We start from the raw sequence: 18,331 nt of genomic DNA on the forward strand, positions 1-18,331 counted from the left end.
AACGAGCCGAACCGCCTTACCCCTGGCGCACCCGCGCGGCGAGGAGGTTCTCGAGCTTGACCGCGTAGAGGTCGGCCTCGTCGGCGATCTTCTTGGCCAGGCTCTGGATGAAGACCTGCGCCGAGAGCAGCGGGATCGCCACCATGAGGCCGAAGCCCGTGGTGTTGATGGCGATCGAGATGCCCTTCGCGAGCGCCTGAGACCGCTGGTCGGCGGCCGCCACGGCCACGGCGTCGAACGCCTCGATCATGCCGAAGATCGTTCCGAGCAGACCGAGCAGGGTGGCGATGTTGGCGACCGCGGCGATCATCGAGATGCGCTTGCTGATCGCCGGGCCGATCTCGAGCATCGCCTCCTCGATCGCGGCGGCGATGTCCGACTCGCTCTTGTTGGCGCGGGTCAGACCGGCCTTCATCACGCGGGCGAGCGCGGCCTTGTCAGCCGCGTTGCACAGCTTGATGGCGCGGTCGATGTTGTTCGCCATCACCAGCTTCTGGATCTGGTTGAAGAACTGAGCGCCGTTGATGTTGAAGCGGAAGAACAAGAAAATGAAGCGCTCGATCATGACGCCGGCGCCGAGCACTGCACAGAAGGCAATGGGGTGCATCCATGCGCCGCCCTCCTGGTAAAATCGCGCAAAATCCATGGCCGCTTATCCTCCTCAGAGACCGGGGTGTGAGTCCCGACTGTGTCGCTTCTGGACCGGGTTCGTCCCGGCTGTGGTGGTTGTTGTTGGGTTCGGACTCGGGTGCGGGAGCTGTCGCGCGCCGATAGCGCCCCGCCCCGGGTGATCTTCTCAGGCCCGCAGGCGCCTGAAGCTTTTTCAGGGTCGATTAGAACAAAGGATCCCAGACACTTTCAAGCACCAACGGCGTCATGGTCGCGTCGAGCCGCGCCCAGTCGTAGTCGGTGGACGAGCGCCGCAGCACGTAGAACGCGCTCGGCTTCTCCAGCTGGCCCTCGACGAGGAACTCGTCGTCGAGCGAGATCACCTTCTTGCCGCCGCTCGTGGTGCTGCTGCCTCCGCTGCCGGAGGACGACTTGGCCGGTGCCTTGGCCGCTGATTTGCCCGCCGTCGCTTGCGCGCCCGTCCCTGAAGCGGGCGCCGGCGGAGCTGCGGTCGCCGAGGGCGGGGCCAGGAGGGCCGGGGCCAGAGCGACCAGAAACATGAGGACCTCCCACGCCCGTGCGCGGCTCCGACCTGAAAGCAGGCGAGCGGGCGCAGAACGGTGTGAGCGGAGCACGACCGCCTTATACAGCGAATGCCGCGGAGATTTCCACCGGCGAGTTTTTGCGGCGAAGCGGCCCGGACAGACGGGCCGGGGACACTCGCGGCTGCAGCGGATGGCGCCGGCGACCGCGAGGTCGTTCGTTTCGCCGGCCATCGTCGTGATCCGGGGGTCCATCGCCACGGTCTACGCCAAACGGGCGGAGTGAAAAGGCGGTCTCGATCGGCGACACCGGTTCGCGAATTTTTTCCGAGGATCGGAGATCGCTCCCGCCGATTTTTTCATGGCGCGCTCGCGCCCCCACCGCCGGGCTTCTGAGGGGGCGAAGCTGCACCTGCGGAGGCAGAGGGCTTCTGACCCGGTTTCTGCGCCGAGGGCGGGGTCGTGGCGGGCGGAGGAGCGGCTGCCCCGGGCTTGGCGGCGGGCGGCGGGGCGCCGGCGGCCGGGGGAGTGGAGGCGCCGGGCTTGGCGACAGCGGGCGGGGTCGAGGCCGGAGGTGGCGTCGAGGTGGGGGGCGATGCACCCGGCTGGGCGGCGGCGGGCGGCGAGGTCGGAGCGGTCGCGCCTGGCTTGGCGGCCGCGGGCGGAGAACCAGCGCCGGGCGTGGCGGCGGGGGGCGAGGCGCCGGGCTTGGCGGCGGGCAGAGGACCGGCCGATCCGCCGGGATTTGGGCCCGTCGCGGCGGGTGGCGAGCCGGCGGGCGTCGCAGCGCCGGGCTTGGCGGCGGCGGGCGGCGAGCCGGCGGGTGTCGCAGCGCCGGGCTTGGCCGCCGCGCCGGCGGGTGCAGCGGACTCGCCCGGCCTGGTCGGCGAGCTGTCCTTGGGGCCAGGTGCGCCGGGGCTCGTGCCGGTGCCGGCCCCGGTCGGCGAGCTGTCCTTGGGGCCAGGTGCCGTCGCGGTCGGGCCGGGGCTGTCCTTCGAGGCAGGTGGAGCCTTGCCCTCGCGCTCGAGGCGCCGCTTCTCGCGCTCGAGGCCCTTCTTGGCCAGGTCGATGTAGAGATCTGCCTGGGCGACGGTGACGGACTCCTTGCCCGGGGTCGAACGCGGTTTATTGGCGCCGGTCTCGCGCTTCATGTCGGTGAAGCGATCTCCCTTGGCCGCGCCGCCGCCGGTGGCGAGGGCGAGGTCGCGGTACTTGCCGAGGTGGATCAGCGCGCGCTGCAGGCGGGTCGTGACGTCGAGGCCGGGGAACTCGGTCGCGTCGAGGTAGAGGACGCCGAGGTCGAAGTGGGCGTCGGGGTAGTCGGCGCGCAGGCGGAGCGCGGTCTGGTAGGCCTTCTCGGCCCCGACCACGTCGCCGAGGGCCCGCAGGGAGCTGCCGTGGTTGAGGTGCGCCTTGAAGAAGTTGGGGTCGAGCTTGAGCGCGTAGACGAAGCACTCGCTGGCGGTCTTGAAGTTGCCGGTGCGGAGGTACTGCGCGCCGAGGTTGTTCCACGCGGTGGCGTTGCCGGCGTCGGACTCGGCGGCCTTGCGGAACGACTGGGTGGCGAGCGTCGGCTTGTCGGCGGCGAGGTAGGCGAAGCCCTTGAGGTTGTAGGCGCGCGAGGTCTCCTCGGGGGTGATGACCTTGGCGTCGACGGCGAGCGCCGAGCTGGTGACGGTCTGGGTCAGCTCGTGCTTGCCCTGCTTGTAGAAGGCCTCGGCCATGACGAGCATCGCCTCGACGTTCTGCTCGTGGATCCGCAGCGCCTCGCGCGAGAGGTCGAGCGCGCGGCCGATGTCGCCCTGGCGCAGCGCCTGCTGGGCCATCTGGCTCTGCTGGTGCGAGGCCGCCAGCTTGCGCCGCTCCTCCTCGGGGTCGCGGTCGCGGTTCTTCTTGGCCGGCGGCTTGTCGCCGGCGCCCTCCTTCGCGGCCGCGACGGCCTCGGGCTGCGCCGCCGCGTCGGGCTCGGCCGCGGCGGTCTGCTCGGGCGACTTCGTCTGCTCGGCCGGCTTGTCGCAGGCGAGGACAATGACAAGACCCCAGAGACAGGTGCGAAGAGACATGTCCCGAAGCACGGTCATCGGCGCCGGTCCTCCACCTGCAGGTCGACGCTGGCGTCGTGCAGCAGCGGGTACTGGTCGGGCTTGTAGATGTTCATGCGCTCGAGGGCTTTCTTGGTCCACTCGCTGGCGACGCCGTACTCCTTGCCGCGCTTGATCGTCTCCTCGTACAGCTGGATCGCCTTGACCTCGAACTTGGCCGCCTCGGTCTCGACGATGTCCTTGTAGGCGAACCAGGGCTCGCTGTACTCCTTGAGCTCGCGCGGGACCGGGGCCTCGCGGATCTTGATGGCGGTCACCTCGAAGGCGTAGCCGCGGCGGAACATCGCCGCCAGCACCCACTCGATCCGGCGGTACGGAAACACGGAGTCGTAGGACTTGCTGGCGGCGACGACCTTGTCGAACAGGACCTTGGCGCTGTCGGCGAACTTCTTGCCGGTGCCGGTGAGCTTGAAATCGAGCAGGTCGGCGAGGCTGTACTCCGAGAGCAGGAACTGGGCCTCGGACGGGAAGTCGGCGGCGTCGGAGGCGGCCTGCAGGCCGCGCGCGGTGTAGAGCGCGACGCACTCGCGGTAGGCGACCTCGGCGCCCTTGCGGTCGCCGCGGGCCGCCCGCGCCTCGCCGATCCGCAGGTGCGCCTCGACCGACTTGGCGGCCTGCGTCGGGTCGGCGCCGAACTTGGCGAGGAAGCCGGCGAAGGCGGTCTCGGCGGCCTTGTGGTCGTCGGTCTTGCCGAGCACCGCGGCGGCGCGGAAGCTGGCGTCGGCGGCCTCCTTGGGGTCGGTGGTCTTGGCCGCGTAGCGGGCGAACAGGTCGGACGACTTCCTGTACTGCTGGAGGTTGTCGAGCAGGTCGGCGGCGTTCTTGAGCGCGAGCAGGCGGTGCTCGCTGTCCTTGTAGCGCTCGTCCTGGGCCAGCACGAGGTAGCTGGCGACGGCGTCGTCGAACTCGAAGAAGCGGACGTGGTTGAGGCCGGAGCGCAGCAGGGCGTCGTCGGCGAACTCGCTGTCGGGGTACTGCTTGTAGATGCGCTCGTAGGTCTTGGAGGCGCTGCCGAAGCGGCCGATCTTCTCGTAGGCGACGGCGGCGTTGTTGAGCGCGCGGTCGGCGTTGGGGTCCTTCGGGGCCTGGTCGACGAGCGCGGTGTAGCGGTCGGCGGCGGCCTCGAACTCGCCGGCCTCGAACAGCTGGTTGGCCTCCTGGAAGCGGACCGCGTTGCCGAGGGTCTTGAGGTCGCCGGCGAACTTCTCGCTCTGCTCGGCGTCGCCGCAGCCCTTCTGCAGCAGCTTCTCGGTCCACTCCTGCGCGGCCTTGAGGTCGCCGCGGATGACCTTGCCGTCGATGATCGAGAAGCCGGCGTTGATGGCGACGTTCTCGCCGCAGTAGTCGTCGATGACGCGGGTGAAGCGGGCCTCTGCCTCGTCCCAGTGCATGTAGCGCTGGCTGATCGCGCCTGACTTGAAGGCCAGGCTGCCGGCGGCCTTGGCGTCGGGCCTGATGGCGACCAGCTTGTCGTAGGCGGCCTGCAGCGCGACCAGGGCCTCGGGGACCGGCTTGGGGCCGAAGGGCGGCTTGACCTGGTCCTGCTTCGGCATGTCCGGCAGCGTCAGCTTGCCGGCCTTCTGCTCGCCCTCGACGTAGTCCTCGAGCGAGAACACCACGCCCTCGGCGGCGTCGACCTGGCGGCTGGCCGAGGTGTTGCTGTCGCGCACGGCGATGTACTCGCGCGCGGCCTCGAGGTACTGCCCGGAGTAGTAGAGGCTCTCGGCGTAGTCGTAGCGGTACTGGTACGACGACGGCGTGTCGGGGTAGCGCTGCAGGTAGGCGGCGTAGGCGGCGGCGGCCTTCTTGTACTCCTCCTCGGCCCGCGGGTCGCCGGCGGCGCGCAGGCTCTGGGCGTAGGCGTGGCGCTCGACCGCGCTGGCGACCAGCGCCTCCTCGACGAGCTTCATCGCGGCGTCGATCGCCTCGGTGTCGGCCTCGTTGGCGTAGAACCACGGGGTGCCGCGCAGGTAGTTGTTGGCGAGGGCGTCGCGGGCGACGCGGGCGCCGCTCTTGTCGCCGAGGGCGACCTGGGCGTCGAGGATCTTCTTCTGCAGCAGCGGCGCGGCGGCGGCGGTCGGCCAGCGGGCGAGGGCGCTGTCCCAGATCTTGATGGCGAGCTTGAAGTCGGTCTGGAACGCGTAGAGGTCGCCGAGCGCGGCGTAGATCTCGGGGACGTGCTTCTCGCCGCCGCGGCCCTTGTAGTCGCGCTCGAGGCGGGCGAAGCCGATCGCGGGGTCGGGGTTGCCGTCGAGGTCCCAGTCGTCCTCGATGTAACACTTGGCGATGTAGCGGATGGCGTCGTCGCGCAGCGCCATGGCCGAGTCGTCGCCGGCGGCCTTCATGCTCTCGGCCAGGCGCACGTACTCGTCGAGGCGGGCGGCCGCGCCGGGGAAGTCGCGCTGGAGGTAGAGGGTCCAGGCGATCCGGATGGTGGCCTCGTCGAAGTACGGGCCCTGGGTGTCGCGCGCGGCCTCGGTGTAGGCCTCGAGCGCGGGGCGCATCTCGTCGAGGTCGTAGTGGATCTCGCCGATCCGCAGCCAGGTCTCGGCGACGTACTTGCTGCCGGGCTTGCGCGGGTTACAGCCGCTGTAGTCGCCGGCGCGGAAGTTCTTGGCCGGGACGACGCCGCTGCCGTCGGGGCCGGGGACGCCGTAGCGGTCGGCGCACACCAGCGCGAGCATGGTCTGCCGGCTCTCGTCGAAGCGCTCCTCCTCGAAGCGCAGGATCGCCATCAGGTACAGCGCGGCGTCGGCGTGGACGTAGCCGGGGAAGCGGGCGGTGAGGTCGTAGAGGAGGGCGACGCTCTTCGAGTAGTCGACCTTCGGCGGCTCGGGCGGGACGTCGGTCTTCTTTTTGTCCTTGCGGTCCTCGAACTCGAGCAGGGCTTTCTCGTAGTCGGCCTCGGCGCGGGCGAAGCGCTCGTTGTCGGCCTCGAAGTGGAGCTCGGCCAGGCGGAACAGGATCTCCGGGGTCCAGCTCGGGTCGGTCGGGTTCTGCTTGAGGAAGCCGTCGTAGCGGGCGATCGCGGCCTCGCGCAGCTGCAGCGCCTTGGCCTTGTGGGCGGCGATCTGGCCGTCGAGCTGCTTCTGCAGCTTGCCGCGGCCGCGCTCGGCCTCGATCACGGTGACGATCGCGAGCGTGTCGGCGGCGATGGTGGCGGCGCGGCGGTAGCGGGCGAAAATTTGCTCGAGGTCGGCGAGCGCCTTGTCGTCCTCGGGGGTCTTCGGCAGGCGCGCCGGCGGGACCGACAGCGCTCGCCGGTCGACCGCGCCGCTCGGCTCGCGGGCGACGCCCGAGCCGGGCTCGCCGAGGATGCCCTGCCAGCCCGAGGGCGCCGGCAGCTCGCCGCGCGGCAGGGCGGCCGCGGTGGAGGCTGCCGCAAGAGATATGGCCCATGCGACAGGTATGAGCAGCCATGACCGAGAGGACAGGCGCTTCACTCGCTGTCCTCCAGCGCCTCGGTGACGGCGCGGTCGATGTTCTTGACGCTGCGGTCGCGGGTGCGCTCGAGGTCGCGGGCCAGCTCGAGCTCGGCCTCCTTGGTGGCCCAGGCGACGTCGAGCAGGCCGACGTCGGCGCGGATCGTCCAGTAGCGGAGGTCGGCGGCGACGTCGCGGATGCCGGCGTGGACGGCCTCGGCGGCGGTGACGTCGGCGCGCGGGCGCAGGGCCTCGAGCTCGTCGCGGTAGCGGGTGAGGTTGTCGCGCTCCTCGCGGAGGACGTCGAGGGCGCGGGCGAGGCGGGCCTGGGCGGCGGCGGCGAGGCGCTTGCGGCCGGCGTCGAGGCGGACGAGCAGGCGCTGGCGGCGTTGCCACTGGCCGCGGAGCTCGTCGCCGCCGCCGCCGGGCCAGCTCTGGCCGACGAGGGCGTTGTAGGCGGCGATCGCCTCGCGCCGGGTGGCCGGGAGCGGGTCGGTGAAGCGGAGGGTCGCGCGCGCGACCTGCAGGCCGCGGTGGGCGTCGGCGAGGCTGTCCTCGAGCGCGCCGAGCTCGCTGCGCAGGGCGGCGCCCTCCTGGAAGAACGGGTCGGGCGAGCCGCGCCGCGACGACTCCCGGTGCGCGTACTCGAGGCCGTAGAGGCGCGCGCGCACGGCCCCGGCCTCGGCGCGGGCCTGCGCGAGCGGTTCGCCGAGGTCGGAGACGCGGCGCAGGTGCTTGGACGGGCGCTCGAACAGGGTGTCGACGGTGCGGCGCATGTCGACGACGGCGCTGTTCGGGCGGCGGCCGGCGGCGCTCAGCAGGGCCTCGCCGGCCTCGCCGAGGTCGCGGGCGGCGCGGTCGAGCGCCTGCCAGTGGGCGCCGAGGTCGGTGAACAGCAGCGCGCGCTCGGACGAGGCGGCGGCCAGCTCCATGCGCTCGAGCAGGGCCAGGGTCTCGCGCAGCAGGTGCTCGGTCTCACCTGTCTCTCGGGCCAGGCGCTCGGCCTGCACGGCGCGCGGCAGGTTGCGGGCCAGCGGGATGGCGGCGCGGGGGACGAGGCTGTCGAGGGCGAAGTGACGCGGGTCGGAGCGGATGACGGCGCCGACGTAGTCGAGGGCGTCGCTGCCGACGGCCAGGGCCGGGGCGACGGCCTTGTACTGGTCGTCGAAGTGGCGGCGCAGGGCGGCGAACTCGTCCTCGGCCGCCTTCCAGTTGCGGCGGCGGATCTGCAGCTTGCCGCGCAGCGACTTGGCCTCGGCGGCGGCCGGGCTGTCGGGGGTCTCGCGCAGCAGCTGGTCGAGGGCGGCGAGGGCGGCCTCGTGGCGGTCGGCGCGGAGCAGGGTCCAGGCGATCTCGTACAGCGCCGACTGGTACAGCGGCGAGGCGCGGCCGATCGAGCGGTACGACAGCAGGGCGCCGTCGTAGTCGCCGCGGTCGTGGAAGATCCGCGCGCGGGCCATCCACGCCAGCTCGCGGATCTCCTGCTCCGCGGGGCCGGGCAGGCTGCGGGTGGCGACGATGCGGTCGAAGCGGACGATGGCGTCGTCGGGGCGGCCGAGCGCGGCCGCGGCGGCGCCGGCGACGTAGGTGGCGCGCAGCAGGGTGCGCCACGCCGGGCCGGATGTCCCGAGAGGCAGGTCGGCGGGGGCGAGGCCGTCGAGCTCGGCGAGCGCGGCGTCGTAGTCCCTGGACAGGAACAAAAAGCGGCCCCAGGCGTAGCGCAGCTCGGCGATCCGCTGCTCGGGCGGGACGGCGGCGACCCAGCCGCGCAGGCGGGTGATGTCGAGCGCGCTGAGCTCGCTGCCGGGGCCGCGGTCGCCGTCGAGGCCGACGGCCTGCATGCGCGCGCGCAGCTCGGGCATGACCGACAGGCCCTGCTTGCGCGCGTGGCCGCGGGCGCGCGCGGGCGCGGCCAGCTCGAGCAGGCGGGCGACGCTGCGCTGGTGGAGGCGGCGGCCCTCGGGGCTGGCGTCGGCCAGGGTCAGCGAGAAGCACTCGCTGGCCCACCGGCGCATGCGCAGCAGCAGCAGCGCCTCGCCGAGGTAGTAGCGGGCCTGCACGGCCGCGGGCGTGCCGCCGGCGTTCTCGAGCAGGTCGAGGAAGACGATCGCGGCGCCCTCGGCGTCGCCGCCCTCGAGCTGGACCTGGCCGGCGACCAGGCGCTCGGCCAGCTCGGCGGCGCTCGGGGCCGGGAGGGCGGCGGCGACCTGCTCCGCGGCCTTGATCGCGTCCTCCGCGTCGGCGAGCAGGCGGGCCGCGTCGCCGCCGGGGGCCGGGTCGGCCGCGGCGTACACGGGGGTCCGCAGGGACATGGCGGGAAGGACAGGCTCGATCAGGGCCGCCGGGGCCCGCAGGGACATGGCCGGAGGGGCAGGCGCGAGCAGGCCGGCCACAGATGGCTGGAGGGACATGCCACCGGGGACAGGTGCGAAGAGACCTGCCCGCATGGGCATGTCCCAGGACGCAGCCGAGGCCGCCGCGGGGGCGAGCAGGGCGGCGGCCAGGGCCAGGCGGGCGAAGGCGCGCGGCATGGGGTCACTTGCCCGCGGGCGCGGCGGCAGGCTCGGCCTTGGCAGCGGCGGCGCCGTCCTGGCCGACGACCTGGAACTCGACGGCGGGGCGGTCCTTCATCTCGGTGGTGAGGTTGCCGCGCTCGTAGCCCTTGCTGACCAGCTTGAAGCTGCCGCCCTCGGTGACGTTGAAGCTATGGGTCTGCGGCGACTTGAAGGTGTAGCCGCGCAGGTACGTGAAGACGCCGTAGCCCTGGCCCTGGTAGGTGAGCTCGACGCGGGCCTCGTGCGGGCCGGGCGGCAGGGTGCCGTCGAACACGAGGATCTCGTCCTCGGCGTCGAGGCCGCCCGAGTCGTCGCTGCGGGCGAAGATCTGCGCGCCGTCGAGGGTGTAGACGATCCGCACCAGGCGGAAGCCGACGCCCATGAGGTTGCGGTGGGCCAGGACGACGCGCCCGCCGGCGGCGACGCCCGCCATCACCGTGTCGCGCAGGACGGCCAGGCGCGCCTTGCTGCGGAAGATCTTGTCCTTGAGGCTGTTGACCTCGGCCTCGATGCCGTCGAGGCGGTCGCCGTAGAGGTCCGAGGTGCGCGCGCCGGCGGCTGGATCTTCGCCGAGCAGCCCGCCCTCGCTTTTGCTCGGGGTGGTGGTCTGCGTCGTCGGCTGGGCCGGCGCCGGATCGGCAGACGCAGGCGCCGCGGCCGGGGCCGCGGAACTCGTCGCAGGCGCCGGCTCCTTGGCCTTCTTCGGGGCGGGAGCGGCGTGGGCCCACGTCCCCGCCCCGGCGAGGGCGAGGACGAAGACAGCAGAGGAGAGCCGACGCGACGGCGAGGCGACCATCGGAAGTAGGCTACCAAGGCGCGTAATTCTGAGCCAGTCGGGAGACAATTCGCGGGGCTCCGGGAGCGTGGGCACGTGGAGGGCGGGATCGAACCAGCGGCGAACGCGCCCGAGATCTTGCTGGGGACGACGAGTCGCTCGTGCGACTCATGAAGTAAGTGGCCAGTTCGCGGCGGTCCTGGTGGAGCTGGAGCGATGGTCGAGAAGTACGAGCCGTACTGGCGAAATTCGCCGAGCCAGGTGGTGCTCGAGCGGCGTTGAGGCCGTCGGCGACGAGTTGGTCACGGAGCTCGAGGCGCGGCGGCGTTCACTCGGTCATGGCGCCGAGCCAGATGGTGGTGACCTTGTCGTCCTTCAAGAAGAAGGCGAGGCCGTGGTCGCCGGTGGTGACGATCTTGTGGTCGTCGCTCGAGTCGATGTGGAACAGCCCGCCGTAGGCCGCCTCGAGCTCGGCCCGCGTGGAGCCAGGACGGATCCCCCGCGCGGTGGCGGAGTCGCCCGGCGCCTTGACCTCGATGCCGCGGAGGATCTGCGGCTTGCGGGCGGGGGCGGCCATCGTCAGCTGCACGCCGAGCGCGGGGAAGTCCCACTTCTGCTCGTACTCGTCGAAGATGTTCTTGCGCGACTTGCTCTTGCGCTGCGGCGTGGCGATGAGGGCGACCTCGTCGGCGGTCAGGCCGAGGCGGAATTTGCCGAGGGTCTCGGTCAGCGCGTAGTCAGCGGCCGCGGGGTTGATCGGCGGGGTCGGGGGGCCGTCGAGGCGGCAGGCCTTCGCGTCCTCCCAGCTGTCGGGCGCGCTCCCGGCCTTCCACTCGTCGCGCGCGCCGAGCCGATCGCCGGGGTGGGCGGCGCTGACGAGGCGGCAGCCGTGCGTCAAATGATCGTTGGCGGTGGCGGCGGCGAGCTGCAGCTCGCGCGCCTCGCAGGCGGAGCGCGTCGGCAGGCAGACGGTGTGGGTCGCACGGCTGGCGTCGTAGCGGTCGAAGCAGGCGCACCACCAGTCCTTCGCGGCAGGTGGTGCGGGCTCTGCGACGTCGGCGGGGGGCGGTGCCGGTGCGGCGGGGGGCGTGGACGGCGGGGCTGCGGCGGGGGCCGGTGCGGAGCGATCGCAGGCGCAAGCGAGTGCCAGGAGGACGGCGACGAGCGTCGGGCGCATGGGGCGACGATACCAGCGCAGCGGGCGAGGGCGCGGCGGGGCGCGGGCGCGACAGTGACAGTGATGTGTCCTTCAGGACATGTTTAATTAGAAGTCGGAGCGAGCTCGCGCGTGTCGGTCGGAGCCTGCCGGACGGGTCGCGGCGGGATTTCGCCGCCCGGGGGCACGGGGCCGCGGGTCAGCGCTGCCGCTTCGGCGCGTCGGGGTGCGTGCTTCGGGCTCCGGAGCCCGGTGTGGGTCGGTGCCGCGCTCGCGGGCGAGCGTCGGGTTCGACCAATCTGGATAGCTTTTCGGGCATGTTTTTGAAAGCATGGCCGATAGGGCATGCCCTGACGGGCATGTTTAAAAAGACATGCCCAGAAAGACAGCGCGCGACCGCGGCACGGGGCCGGGGTCGCGCGAGGGCGGCGAGGAGCCGGGGGAGCCGGGCTCAGTGGGCGGCGGCGGCCGCGAGGGCCTCGGCGCGGTCGGTGCGCTCCCAGGTGAATTCGGGCTCGCTGCGGCCGAAGTGGCCGTAGGCGGCGGTCTGGGCGTAGATCGGGCGCAGGAGGTCGAGCTCCTTGATCAGCTGGGCGGGGCGGGCGTCGAAGTGGGCCTCGACGATCTGGGCCAGCTTCTCGTCGGCGAGCTTGCCGGTGCCGAAGGTGTCGACGGCGATGCTGACCGGGCGGGCGACGCCGATCGCGTAGGCCAGCTGGATCTCGGCGCGGCTGCACAGGCGCGAGGCGACCAGGTTCTTGGCGATGTAGCGGGCGTAGTAGGCGGCGCTGCGGTCGACCTTCGACGGGTCCTTGCCCGAGAAGGCGCCGCCGCCGTGGCGGCCCATGCCGCCGTAGGTGTCGACGATGATCTTGCGGCCGGTGAGGCCGCTGTCGCCCATCGGCCCGCCGACGACGAAGCGGCCGGTCGGGTTGATGTGGAACTTGGTCTTCGCGTCGAGAAGGTTGGTCGGGACGACCTTCTTGATCACGTTCTCCATGACGTACTCGCGCAGGTTGGCCTGCGAGACGTCGGCGCTGTGCTGGGTGCTGATGACGATGGTGTCGACGCGGACGGGGCGGCCGCCGTCGTACTCGACGGTGACCTGGCTCTTGCCGTCGGGGCGCAGGAAGCTGCTCTTGTCGGCGCGACGGGCGTCGGTGAGCTGGCGGGTCAGCCTGTGCGCGAGGCTGATCGGCAGCGGCATCAGCTCGTCGGTCTCGGTGCAGGCGTAGCCGAACATCATGCCCTGGTCGCCGGCGCCCTGCTCCTTCTCGCTGCCCTCGTCGACGCCCATGGCGATGTCGGGGCTCTGGCCCTCGATGGCGACGAGCACGCCGCAGCTGTCGGCGTCGAAGCCCATGTCCGAGCTCGTGTAGCCGATCGTGCGGACGGTGGCGCGGACGATCCGCGGGATGTCGACGTAGGTGCTGGTGGTGATCTCGCCGGCGACGTTCACGTAGCCCGTCTTGACCAGCGACTCGCAAGCGACGCGCGCGCGGGGGTCCTGGGCGAGGATCGCGTCCAAGATCGAGTCGCTGATCTTGTCGCACATCTTGTCGGGGTGACCTTCGGTGACGGACTCACTGGTGAACAGTCGGCTTGCCATGGGGACTCTCGGTGGCGTGTACGGCGGTTGACGTAAGGATTGGCACCCGCGGGCGCGGCGCGAGCATATGCGCGCCTTTTGCGCAGGGCAAGCGTTTTACGGGCCATCTGCGGCGATCTCACGCGGACACGTGACGTGCGCGCCACATGCCGCGGCGAAAACCTCACACGGGCCGGCGAGGGCGTCACGGTGCGCCGGGCATGCCCCAGGGCGAAGGCTCGGGCACGAGGCGCAGGTCGAGGGTGAAGGTCGGGTCGTGCTCGCTGTCCGCGGGCAGCTCGATGAACAGGTACGGCTCGATGCCGGCGGCGCGCATGGTCGCGAGGCGGCCGAGCACGACGCGCGCCGGACCACCGGTGCCGGCCGCGCAGGCGAGTTCGTCGGCCGCGAGGCAGGTCGGGGTGCGCACCGCGAGGCCGACGTCCGCGCGACTGACGGTGATCTCGAGCGCCCGGCCGGGCGGGGTCGCGGGCAGCCCCAGGCGCAGGACTCGCTCGCGCAGGCCGTCGCCGCCGCAGCCGTGGGCGTGGGCGTCGGTCTGCGGCGCGGCCGGGTCGACGACCAGCGCGCCCTCGCCGGCGTCGTCGAGCACCACGGGCGTGCGCATGGCGGTGCTGCAGGTGTCGGCCGGCAAGGTGGTGCACTCGGGCGCGTCGCCGGGCTTGCTCGCCAGGCACATCGTGCCGGCGACGCAGCGCCCGCGCGAGGCCGGCTCGCACACCTCGCCGGCCTCGAGCACGCGCGTGAGGCCGATGTCGAGCTCGAAGCTCAGCGGGTCGGGGCCATCGTCGGGGGCTGGCTTTTGTTTCAGGTCCGAAAAGACAGCCTCGTCGATGCCGACGGCGAGGCGCAGGACGGTGCCGCCGGCGAGGTCGCGCAGCTCGAGCGGCGCGCCAGCGACGCAGGCGATCTCGCGGCCGCCGAGGCAGTCGTCGGGCGCGAGCGAGAGGTGCGGGGCGAAGCCGACGCCGCGCGCCGCGACCCGCAGGTCGGCGCGCACCGGGACCTGGACGCGCAGGAAGCCGTCCGGACCGCCGCCGCCGCACACGCCGCCGATCGGCGACTCGGCCGAGAGCTCGCGCAGGCCGCCGAAGTAGCGGCCCTGAGTCACGAGCAGCGCGTTGTCGCAAGCGTCGGCGGGGGCGGGCGCCTCGGCCCACACGCCGGAGGTGCTGCCGTCGCCGGTGTCGCCGTCCTCGGTCGTCTCCGCGCCCGGTCGGGTGCAGCCGAGGGGCGCGAGCGCGAGCGCGACGACGAGCCGGACGAACGTCGCACAGCGCGGACGGACGAACGCCGCCCGGCGCGGACGGACGGCGCGGCGAGGCGCGAGGGCGCGAGCGATGCGGAGCGCGGCGGGCGACATCTGCGCAGCAGGCAGGATAACCAAGATCCGGGCGAGTTTCACTTCCTTCAGGGGCGTGAGCGCTGTACCTTGCGAGCCATGCGAGACCTCGGCTTTCGCACGCTCGACCTCCGCGGTGGGGGTAGGGCCGAGGACCAGGCGACCTGGCAGAGCCTTTGCTCCCGCGCGGCCGGACTCGAGGGCGAGGCCGACACGGCCGCGCGCGCAATCATCGCCGAGGTGCGGGCGCGCGGTGACGCTGCGGTCTGCGAGCTGACGAGCCGCTTCGAGCAGCGCACGCTGACGCCCGAGCAGTTCGAGATCTCCCGCGAGGCGCGGGCCGAGGCGTGCGCGCGCGTGTCGCCCGATCTGCGGGCCGCCCTGACCACCGCGGCCCACGGGATCCGCGTGTTCCACGAGACGCAGGTCCGCGGCGACAGCGGGCTCGAGATCGAAGATGTCTCTTTGTACAGCCGCGTCGCGCCGCTGCGGCGGGTCGCGGTGTACGCCCCCGGCGGCACCGCGGCCTATCCGTCGTCGGTGCTGATGGCCGGGATCCCGGCCAAGGTCGCGGGCGTGCCGGAGGTGATCCTGGTGACGCCGCGCGCGCCCGACGTGGTCCTGCTGGCGGCCGAGATCGCCGGCGTCGACCGGGTGCTGCAGATCGGCGGGGCCCAGGCGATCGCCGCGCTCGCGCTCGGTACGGCGACGGTGCCGCGGGTCGACAAGATCGTCGGCCCGGGCAACGCCTACGTCACCGCGGCCAAGCGCCAGGTGTTCGGCCTGTGTGCGATCGACGGGATCGCCGGGCCGAGCGAGATCGTGGTGGTCGCCGACGCGGCCGCCGACCCGGAGCTGGTGGCCGCCGATCTGATCGCCCAGGCCGAGCACGACGTGCTCGCGTGCGCGATCCTGATCACCGACAGCGAGGCGCTGGTGCCTCGGGTGAGCGCCGCGCTGGCCCGCCAGCTGGGCGATCTGCCGCGGGCGGAGATCGCCTCGCAGGCGCTGCGCGAGCACGGGGCGGCGGTGCTGGTCGACGACGTCGCGGCGATGGTCGCGGCGGTCAACGCCTACGCGCCCGAGCACGTCGAGCTGCTGCTGGCGGACGCCGAGGCGGTCGCGCGCGAGGTGACGACCGCGGGGGCGATCTTCGTCGGGCCGTTCACGCCCGAGGCCGCCGGCGACTACACGGCCGGCCCGAGCCACGTGCTGCCGACGGCCGGCGCGGCCCGCTTCGCCTCGCCGCTCGGGGTGTGGGACTTCGTCAAGCACACCAGCGTGCTGCGGCTCGGCCGCGCCGCGCTGGCGGCTCAGGGACCGGCGATCGCTCGCCTGGCCCGCGCGGAGGGCCTCGAGGGCCACGCGCGCGCGGCCGAGCTGCGCCTGCGCGAAACGACATAGCTCTTACGACATGACGCGGAGGACATGTTCATGACGACATCTGAGTGGACCCGCCACCTGCGGCCCGCGCTAGCGGGACTCGACGTGTACGACATCGAGCCGGTACCGGTGAAGGCGCGCCTGGCCGCGAACGAGCTGGCCGAGCCGTGGCCCATGGAAGTGATGCAGGAGATCGGCAAGCGCGTGGCGCAGGTCGAGCTGGCCCGCTACCCCGACACGTCGGGGCGCAAGCTGCGGGCGCTGCTGGCCCAGCGCCACGGGGTCGAGCCCGACGCGGTGGTGATCGGCTGCGGCAGCGACGAGATCATCGGCTTCCTGCTCACCGCGCTCGGCGGGCGCCCGAGCGAGCCGAGCTTCCTCGTCGTGCCGACGCCGACGTTCCACATGTACGGGCACGCGGCGCGCTGCCGCGGGATCGGCGTGCTCGAGGTGCCGCTCACCGAGGAGCTCGAGCTCGACGAGACGCTGATGCACGAGGCGCTCGACGTGGCCACGGGGGCGGCGCTGTGCTTCCTGGCCCGGCCGAACAACCCGACCAGCAGCCTGTGGGACGCGGCGGTGATCGAGCGGCTGATCGCGCGCCACCCGGGGACGGTGTTCGTGCTCGACGAGGCGTACATCTCGTACTCGCCGGGGTCGTCGCTGTGGCGCGCGGGGCTGCCCGACAACGTGGTCTACATGTCGACGCTGTCGAAGATCGGGCTGGCGGCGCTGCGGGTCGGCTACTGCGTGGCCCCGCCGGCGCTGCGGCGGCCGCTCAACGTGGTCCGCAACCCGTACAACGTGTCGGCCACCAGCCAGGCGATCGCCGAGCTGGTGCTGACCAAGTTCGAGAACGTGCAGAAGACGCTGCTGAACCGCAGCATGGCGGCGCGGCAGAAGCTGGTCGGGATCCTCGGGCAGATCCCCAGGGCCAAGGTGTTCCCGGCCGCGGCCAACTTCGTGGTCGTCCGCCTCGACCCGGCCGGCGAGGCGACGCGCGTGGCCGAGGCGCTGGCGCAGCGCGGGATCCTGGTCAAGGACGCCTCGGCGCTGCCGCGGCTGGCCGGCTGCCTGCGCGTCGGCGTCGGCACCAACGCGGAGCTCGACCTCCTGGCCAAGGCGCTCGCCGAGGTCGTGCCGGGCTTCCCCGCGGCGAAGCCGGCGACCTGATGCGCGGAGGACATGGCGAAGAGGGCATGTCCTGCAGGGCATGTCCTCTTCGGCATGTCCTTTGTGACATGCGGGCCGCCGGCGCTCAGCGGCGGCGGCGGAGCGCGAGCAGGGCGAGTGTCCCGAGGGACATGACGAAGAGGCCATGGCCTTCGGCGCTGGACGTGCAGGCGCAGCCCTCGGCTTCCGAGGGCAGCAGGTCCGGGAGGCTCTCGTCGGGGGTGGCGGTGACGACGTGGGCGTGGGCGCGCGGGTTGCCGACGAGGTCGTGGGGGACGAGGACAAAGTTGTAGGTCTTGCCGTTGTCGAGGCCGTCGATGACGACGGAGGTGGCGGAGAACGGGATGTGGTCGCTGCAGACGTGGGCCCAGTCGAGGGCGTGCAGGCTCGGGCTGACGCGGAGGTTGCAACTGCGGTCGCACAGGCCGTCGTCGGCGTTGTCGAGGCCGTCGTCGCAGGCCTCGCCGGCCTCGACCACGCCGTTGCCGCAGGTGTTCGGGTCGGTGACCTCGGGTGCGACGACGTCGACGGTGGAGAACGGCTGGTCGCCGCACAGGTTGCCGGCGGTGAAGTAGGCCTGGCCGTCGGGCGCATCGGTGGCCGCAGGCGCGGGGAAGTCGAGGCCGGGCGCGGCGCCGCCGTCGACCTCCTCGCACAGCACGCGGTAGCCCTGGATGTCGCCGGAGGTCGGGACGTTCCAGCTCAGCTCGACGGCACCGTTGCCTGGCTCGACGGTCAGGTCGGTGGCCTGGACGAGGGGCGGCTGGAAGTCGAACGCGAGCCTCGGGATCCCGGACAGGCCGGACAGGGCGTCGGTGGGGCCGATAAAGAATTCGTCCTGCTGGCAGCCGCTGAACGCGTTCTCGCTGGGTGAGCACATCCACAGGCCGGCCTCGCCCGTGATCGGCGTGTCGCAGCTGGCCGAGGAGAGCCTGGTGTCGGAAAGGTGGATGCCGCGGCTGGGGCTCGTCGGGTCGACGCCGCTGGCCAGGAACAACGGGTGGAACGCGCCGGTGACGCCCGCGGCGAGGGCGGGGATCAGCTCGGCGAAGAGCTCGCCGCAGCGCCGGAACTGGCCGGCCAGCGCGGTCTCGGCGACCGCGCACTGGGTGCCGATGAAGCCACGGAGTTGCCGGGCGTTGTCCTCGGACGGGTTGACCATCCGGAGGTCGATGCCGACCTGCTGGCCGCACTGGCAGCGAGCGCGGTTCAGGAACTGCAGGTGGTCCTTCTCCGTCATGGTGCGGACGCGATCGCCGGCCTCGTCGGTGACGAAATACTCGACGGTGAAGTCGGCCGGCTCGGGTAGCTCGGCGCGGGCGGTGCCGGGCAGGCACGGGGCGGCGAGGAAAACGGAGAGAGCCAACAGTCGCGAGCGAGCGGGAATGTCAGGCATGTCGGCGAAACCGTAGCCGCGCCGGCGTTGTTCCGCGAGCGAGGACGGTCGGGAGGCGAGCGTGCGACAGGTGGGATCGTGCGGGTCGCTCGCGCGGAGCGACGGAGCTCGTCCGCGCCCGGGCGGACGGCGCGGGAGCGGTCGCACGGGCGGCAGCAGGTCGAGGAGGACGCGGGGGGATCGCACGGAGGCCCCGAGATTCAGGGGCCGGAGGGGCGGGCGGCAGCGCCTCGGACGCGCCTGGCGGCGGCAGGAGTGAGCAGGGGG

Annotated in this window: 12 protein-coding genes; 2 read left to right on the top strand and 10 right to left on the bottom strand. The window is 72.4% G+C overall.

What is annotated here, in order from left to right; translation table 11 throughout:
- Nucleotides 1-16 precede the first annotated feature (16 nt).
- The 9 genes from K7C98_RS05875 to K7C98_RS05915 all read right to left on the bottom strand — a co-directional run bounded on the left by K7C98_RS05875 (nt 17) and on the right by K7C98_RS05915 (nt 14,133).
- On the bottom strand, nt 17-646 hold the full coding sequence (locus K7C98_RS05875; RefSeq protein ID WP_224190543.1) for a MotA/TolQ/ExbB proton channel family protein: 630 nt from the start codon (nt 644-646) through the stop codon (nt 17-19).
- Between the two features lie 187 nt (nt 647-833).
- Nucleotides 834-1,169 carry a hypothetical protein gene (locus tag K7C98_RS05880; RefSeq protein WP_224190544.1) on the bottom strand — a complete coding sequence of 112 codons (336 nt, stop codon included), beginning with the start codon at nt 1,167-1,169 and terminating at the stop codon, nt 834-836.
- 341 nt (nt 1,170-1,510) lie between these two features.
- A complete protein-coding gene (locus K7C98_RS05885; RefSeq protein WP_224190545.1) occupies nt 1,511-3,232 on the bottom strand; it encodes a tetratricopeptide repeat protein in 1,722 nt (573 codons plus the stop codon).
- Nucleotides 3,229-6,696: a tetratricopeptide repeat protein gene (locus tag K7C98_RS05890; protein ID WP_224190546.1), complete on the bottom strand. Its 3,468-nt coding sequence runs from the start codon at nt 6,694-6,696 to the stop codon at nt 3,229-3,231. The genes K7C98_RS05885 and K7C98_RS05890 overlap by 4 nt, the downstream gene beginning before the upstream one ends.
- Nucleotides 6,693-9,206, bottom strand: coding sequence for a tetratricopeptide repeat protein (locus tag K7C98_RS05895; RefSeq protein ID WP_224190547.1), 2,514 nt, complete (start codon nt 9,204-9,206; stop codon nt 6,693-6,695). Before K7C98_RS05895 ends, K7C98_RS05890 begins: the two co-directional genes overlap by 4 nt.
- A 4-nt stretch (nt 9,207-9,210) precedes the next feature.
- The gene (locus K7C98_RS05900; RefSeq protein ID WP_224190548.1) at nt 9,211-10,026 is read right to left on the bottom strand and encodes a dihydrolipoamide acetyltransferase; all 816 of its coding nucleotides are present in this window, start codon (nt 10,024-10,026) and stop codon (nt 9,211-9,213) included.
- 307 nt (nt 10,027-10,333) lie between these two features.
- Entirely contained in the window at nt 10,334-11,182 is an 849-nt protein-coding gene (locus K7C98_RS05905; protein WP_224190549.1) for a hypothetical protein, read from the bottom strand.
- Between the two features lie 430 nt (nt 11,183-11,612).
- Nucleotides 11,613-12,770, bottom strand: a complete 1,158-nt coding sequence (metK, locus tag K7C98_RS05910; protein ID WP_224190550.1) for a methionine adenosyltransferase — start codon at nt 12,768-12,770, stop codon at nt 11,613-11,615.
- A gap of 184 nt (nt 12,771-12,954) precedes the next feature.
- Complete coding sequence (locus K7C98_RS05915) at nt 12,955-14,133, bottom strand: hypothetical protein (RefSeq protein ID WP_224190551.1); 1,179 nt, start codon at nt 14,131-14,133, stop codon at nt 12,955-12,957.
- Between the two features lie 78 nt (nt 14,134-14,211).
- Here K7C98_RS05915 and hisD point away from each other — a divergent pair, with 78 nt between their 5' ends.
- Nucleotides 14,212-15,516, top strand: coding sequence for a histidinol dehydrogenase (hisD, locus tag K7C98_RS05920; protein ID WP_224190552.1), 1,305 nt, complete (start codon nt 14,212-14,214; stop codon nt 15,514-15,516).
- A 30-nt stretch (nt 15,517-15,546) separates the two neighbouring features.
- Nucleotides 15,547-16,668, top strand: a complete 1,122-nt coding sequence (locus K7C98_RS05925; RefSeq protein ID WP_224190553.1) for a pyridoxal phosphate-dependent aminotransferase — start codon at nt 15,547-15,549, stop codon at nt 16,666-16,668.
- Nucleotides 16,669-16,753: 85 nt separating this feature from the next.
- On the opposite strand, the gene K7C98_RS05930 is transcribed toward K7C98_RS05925, so the two are convergent.
- Nucleotides 16,754-18,034, bottom strand: a complete 1,281-nt coding sequence (locus K7C98_RS05930; RefSeq protein WP_224190554.1) for an MYXO-CTERM sorting domain-containing protein — start codon at nt 18,032-18,034, stop codon at nt 16,754-16,756.
- Nucleotides 18,035-18,331: the final 297 nt, after the last annotated feature.

It is taken from the genome of Nannocystis pusilla, assembly GCF_020073745.1.
GTDB lineage: Bacteria > Myxococcota_A > Polyangia > Nannocystales > Nannocystaceae > Nannocystis > Nannocystis radixulma.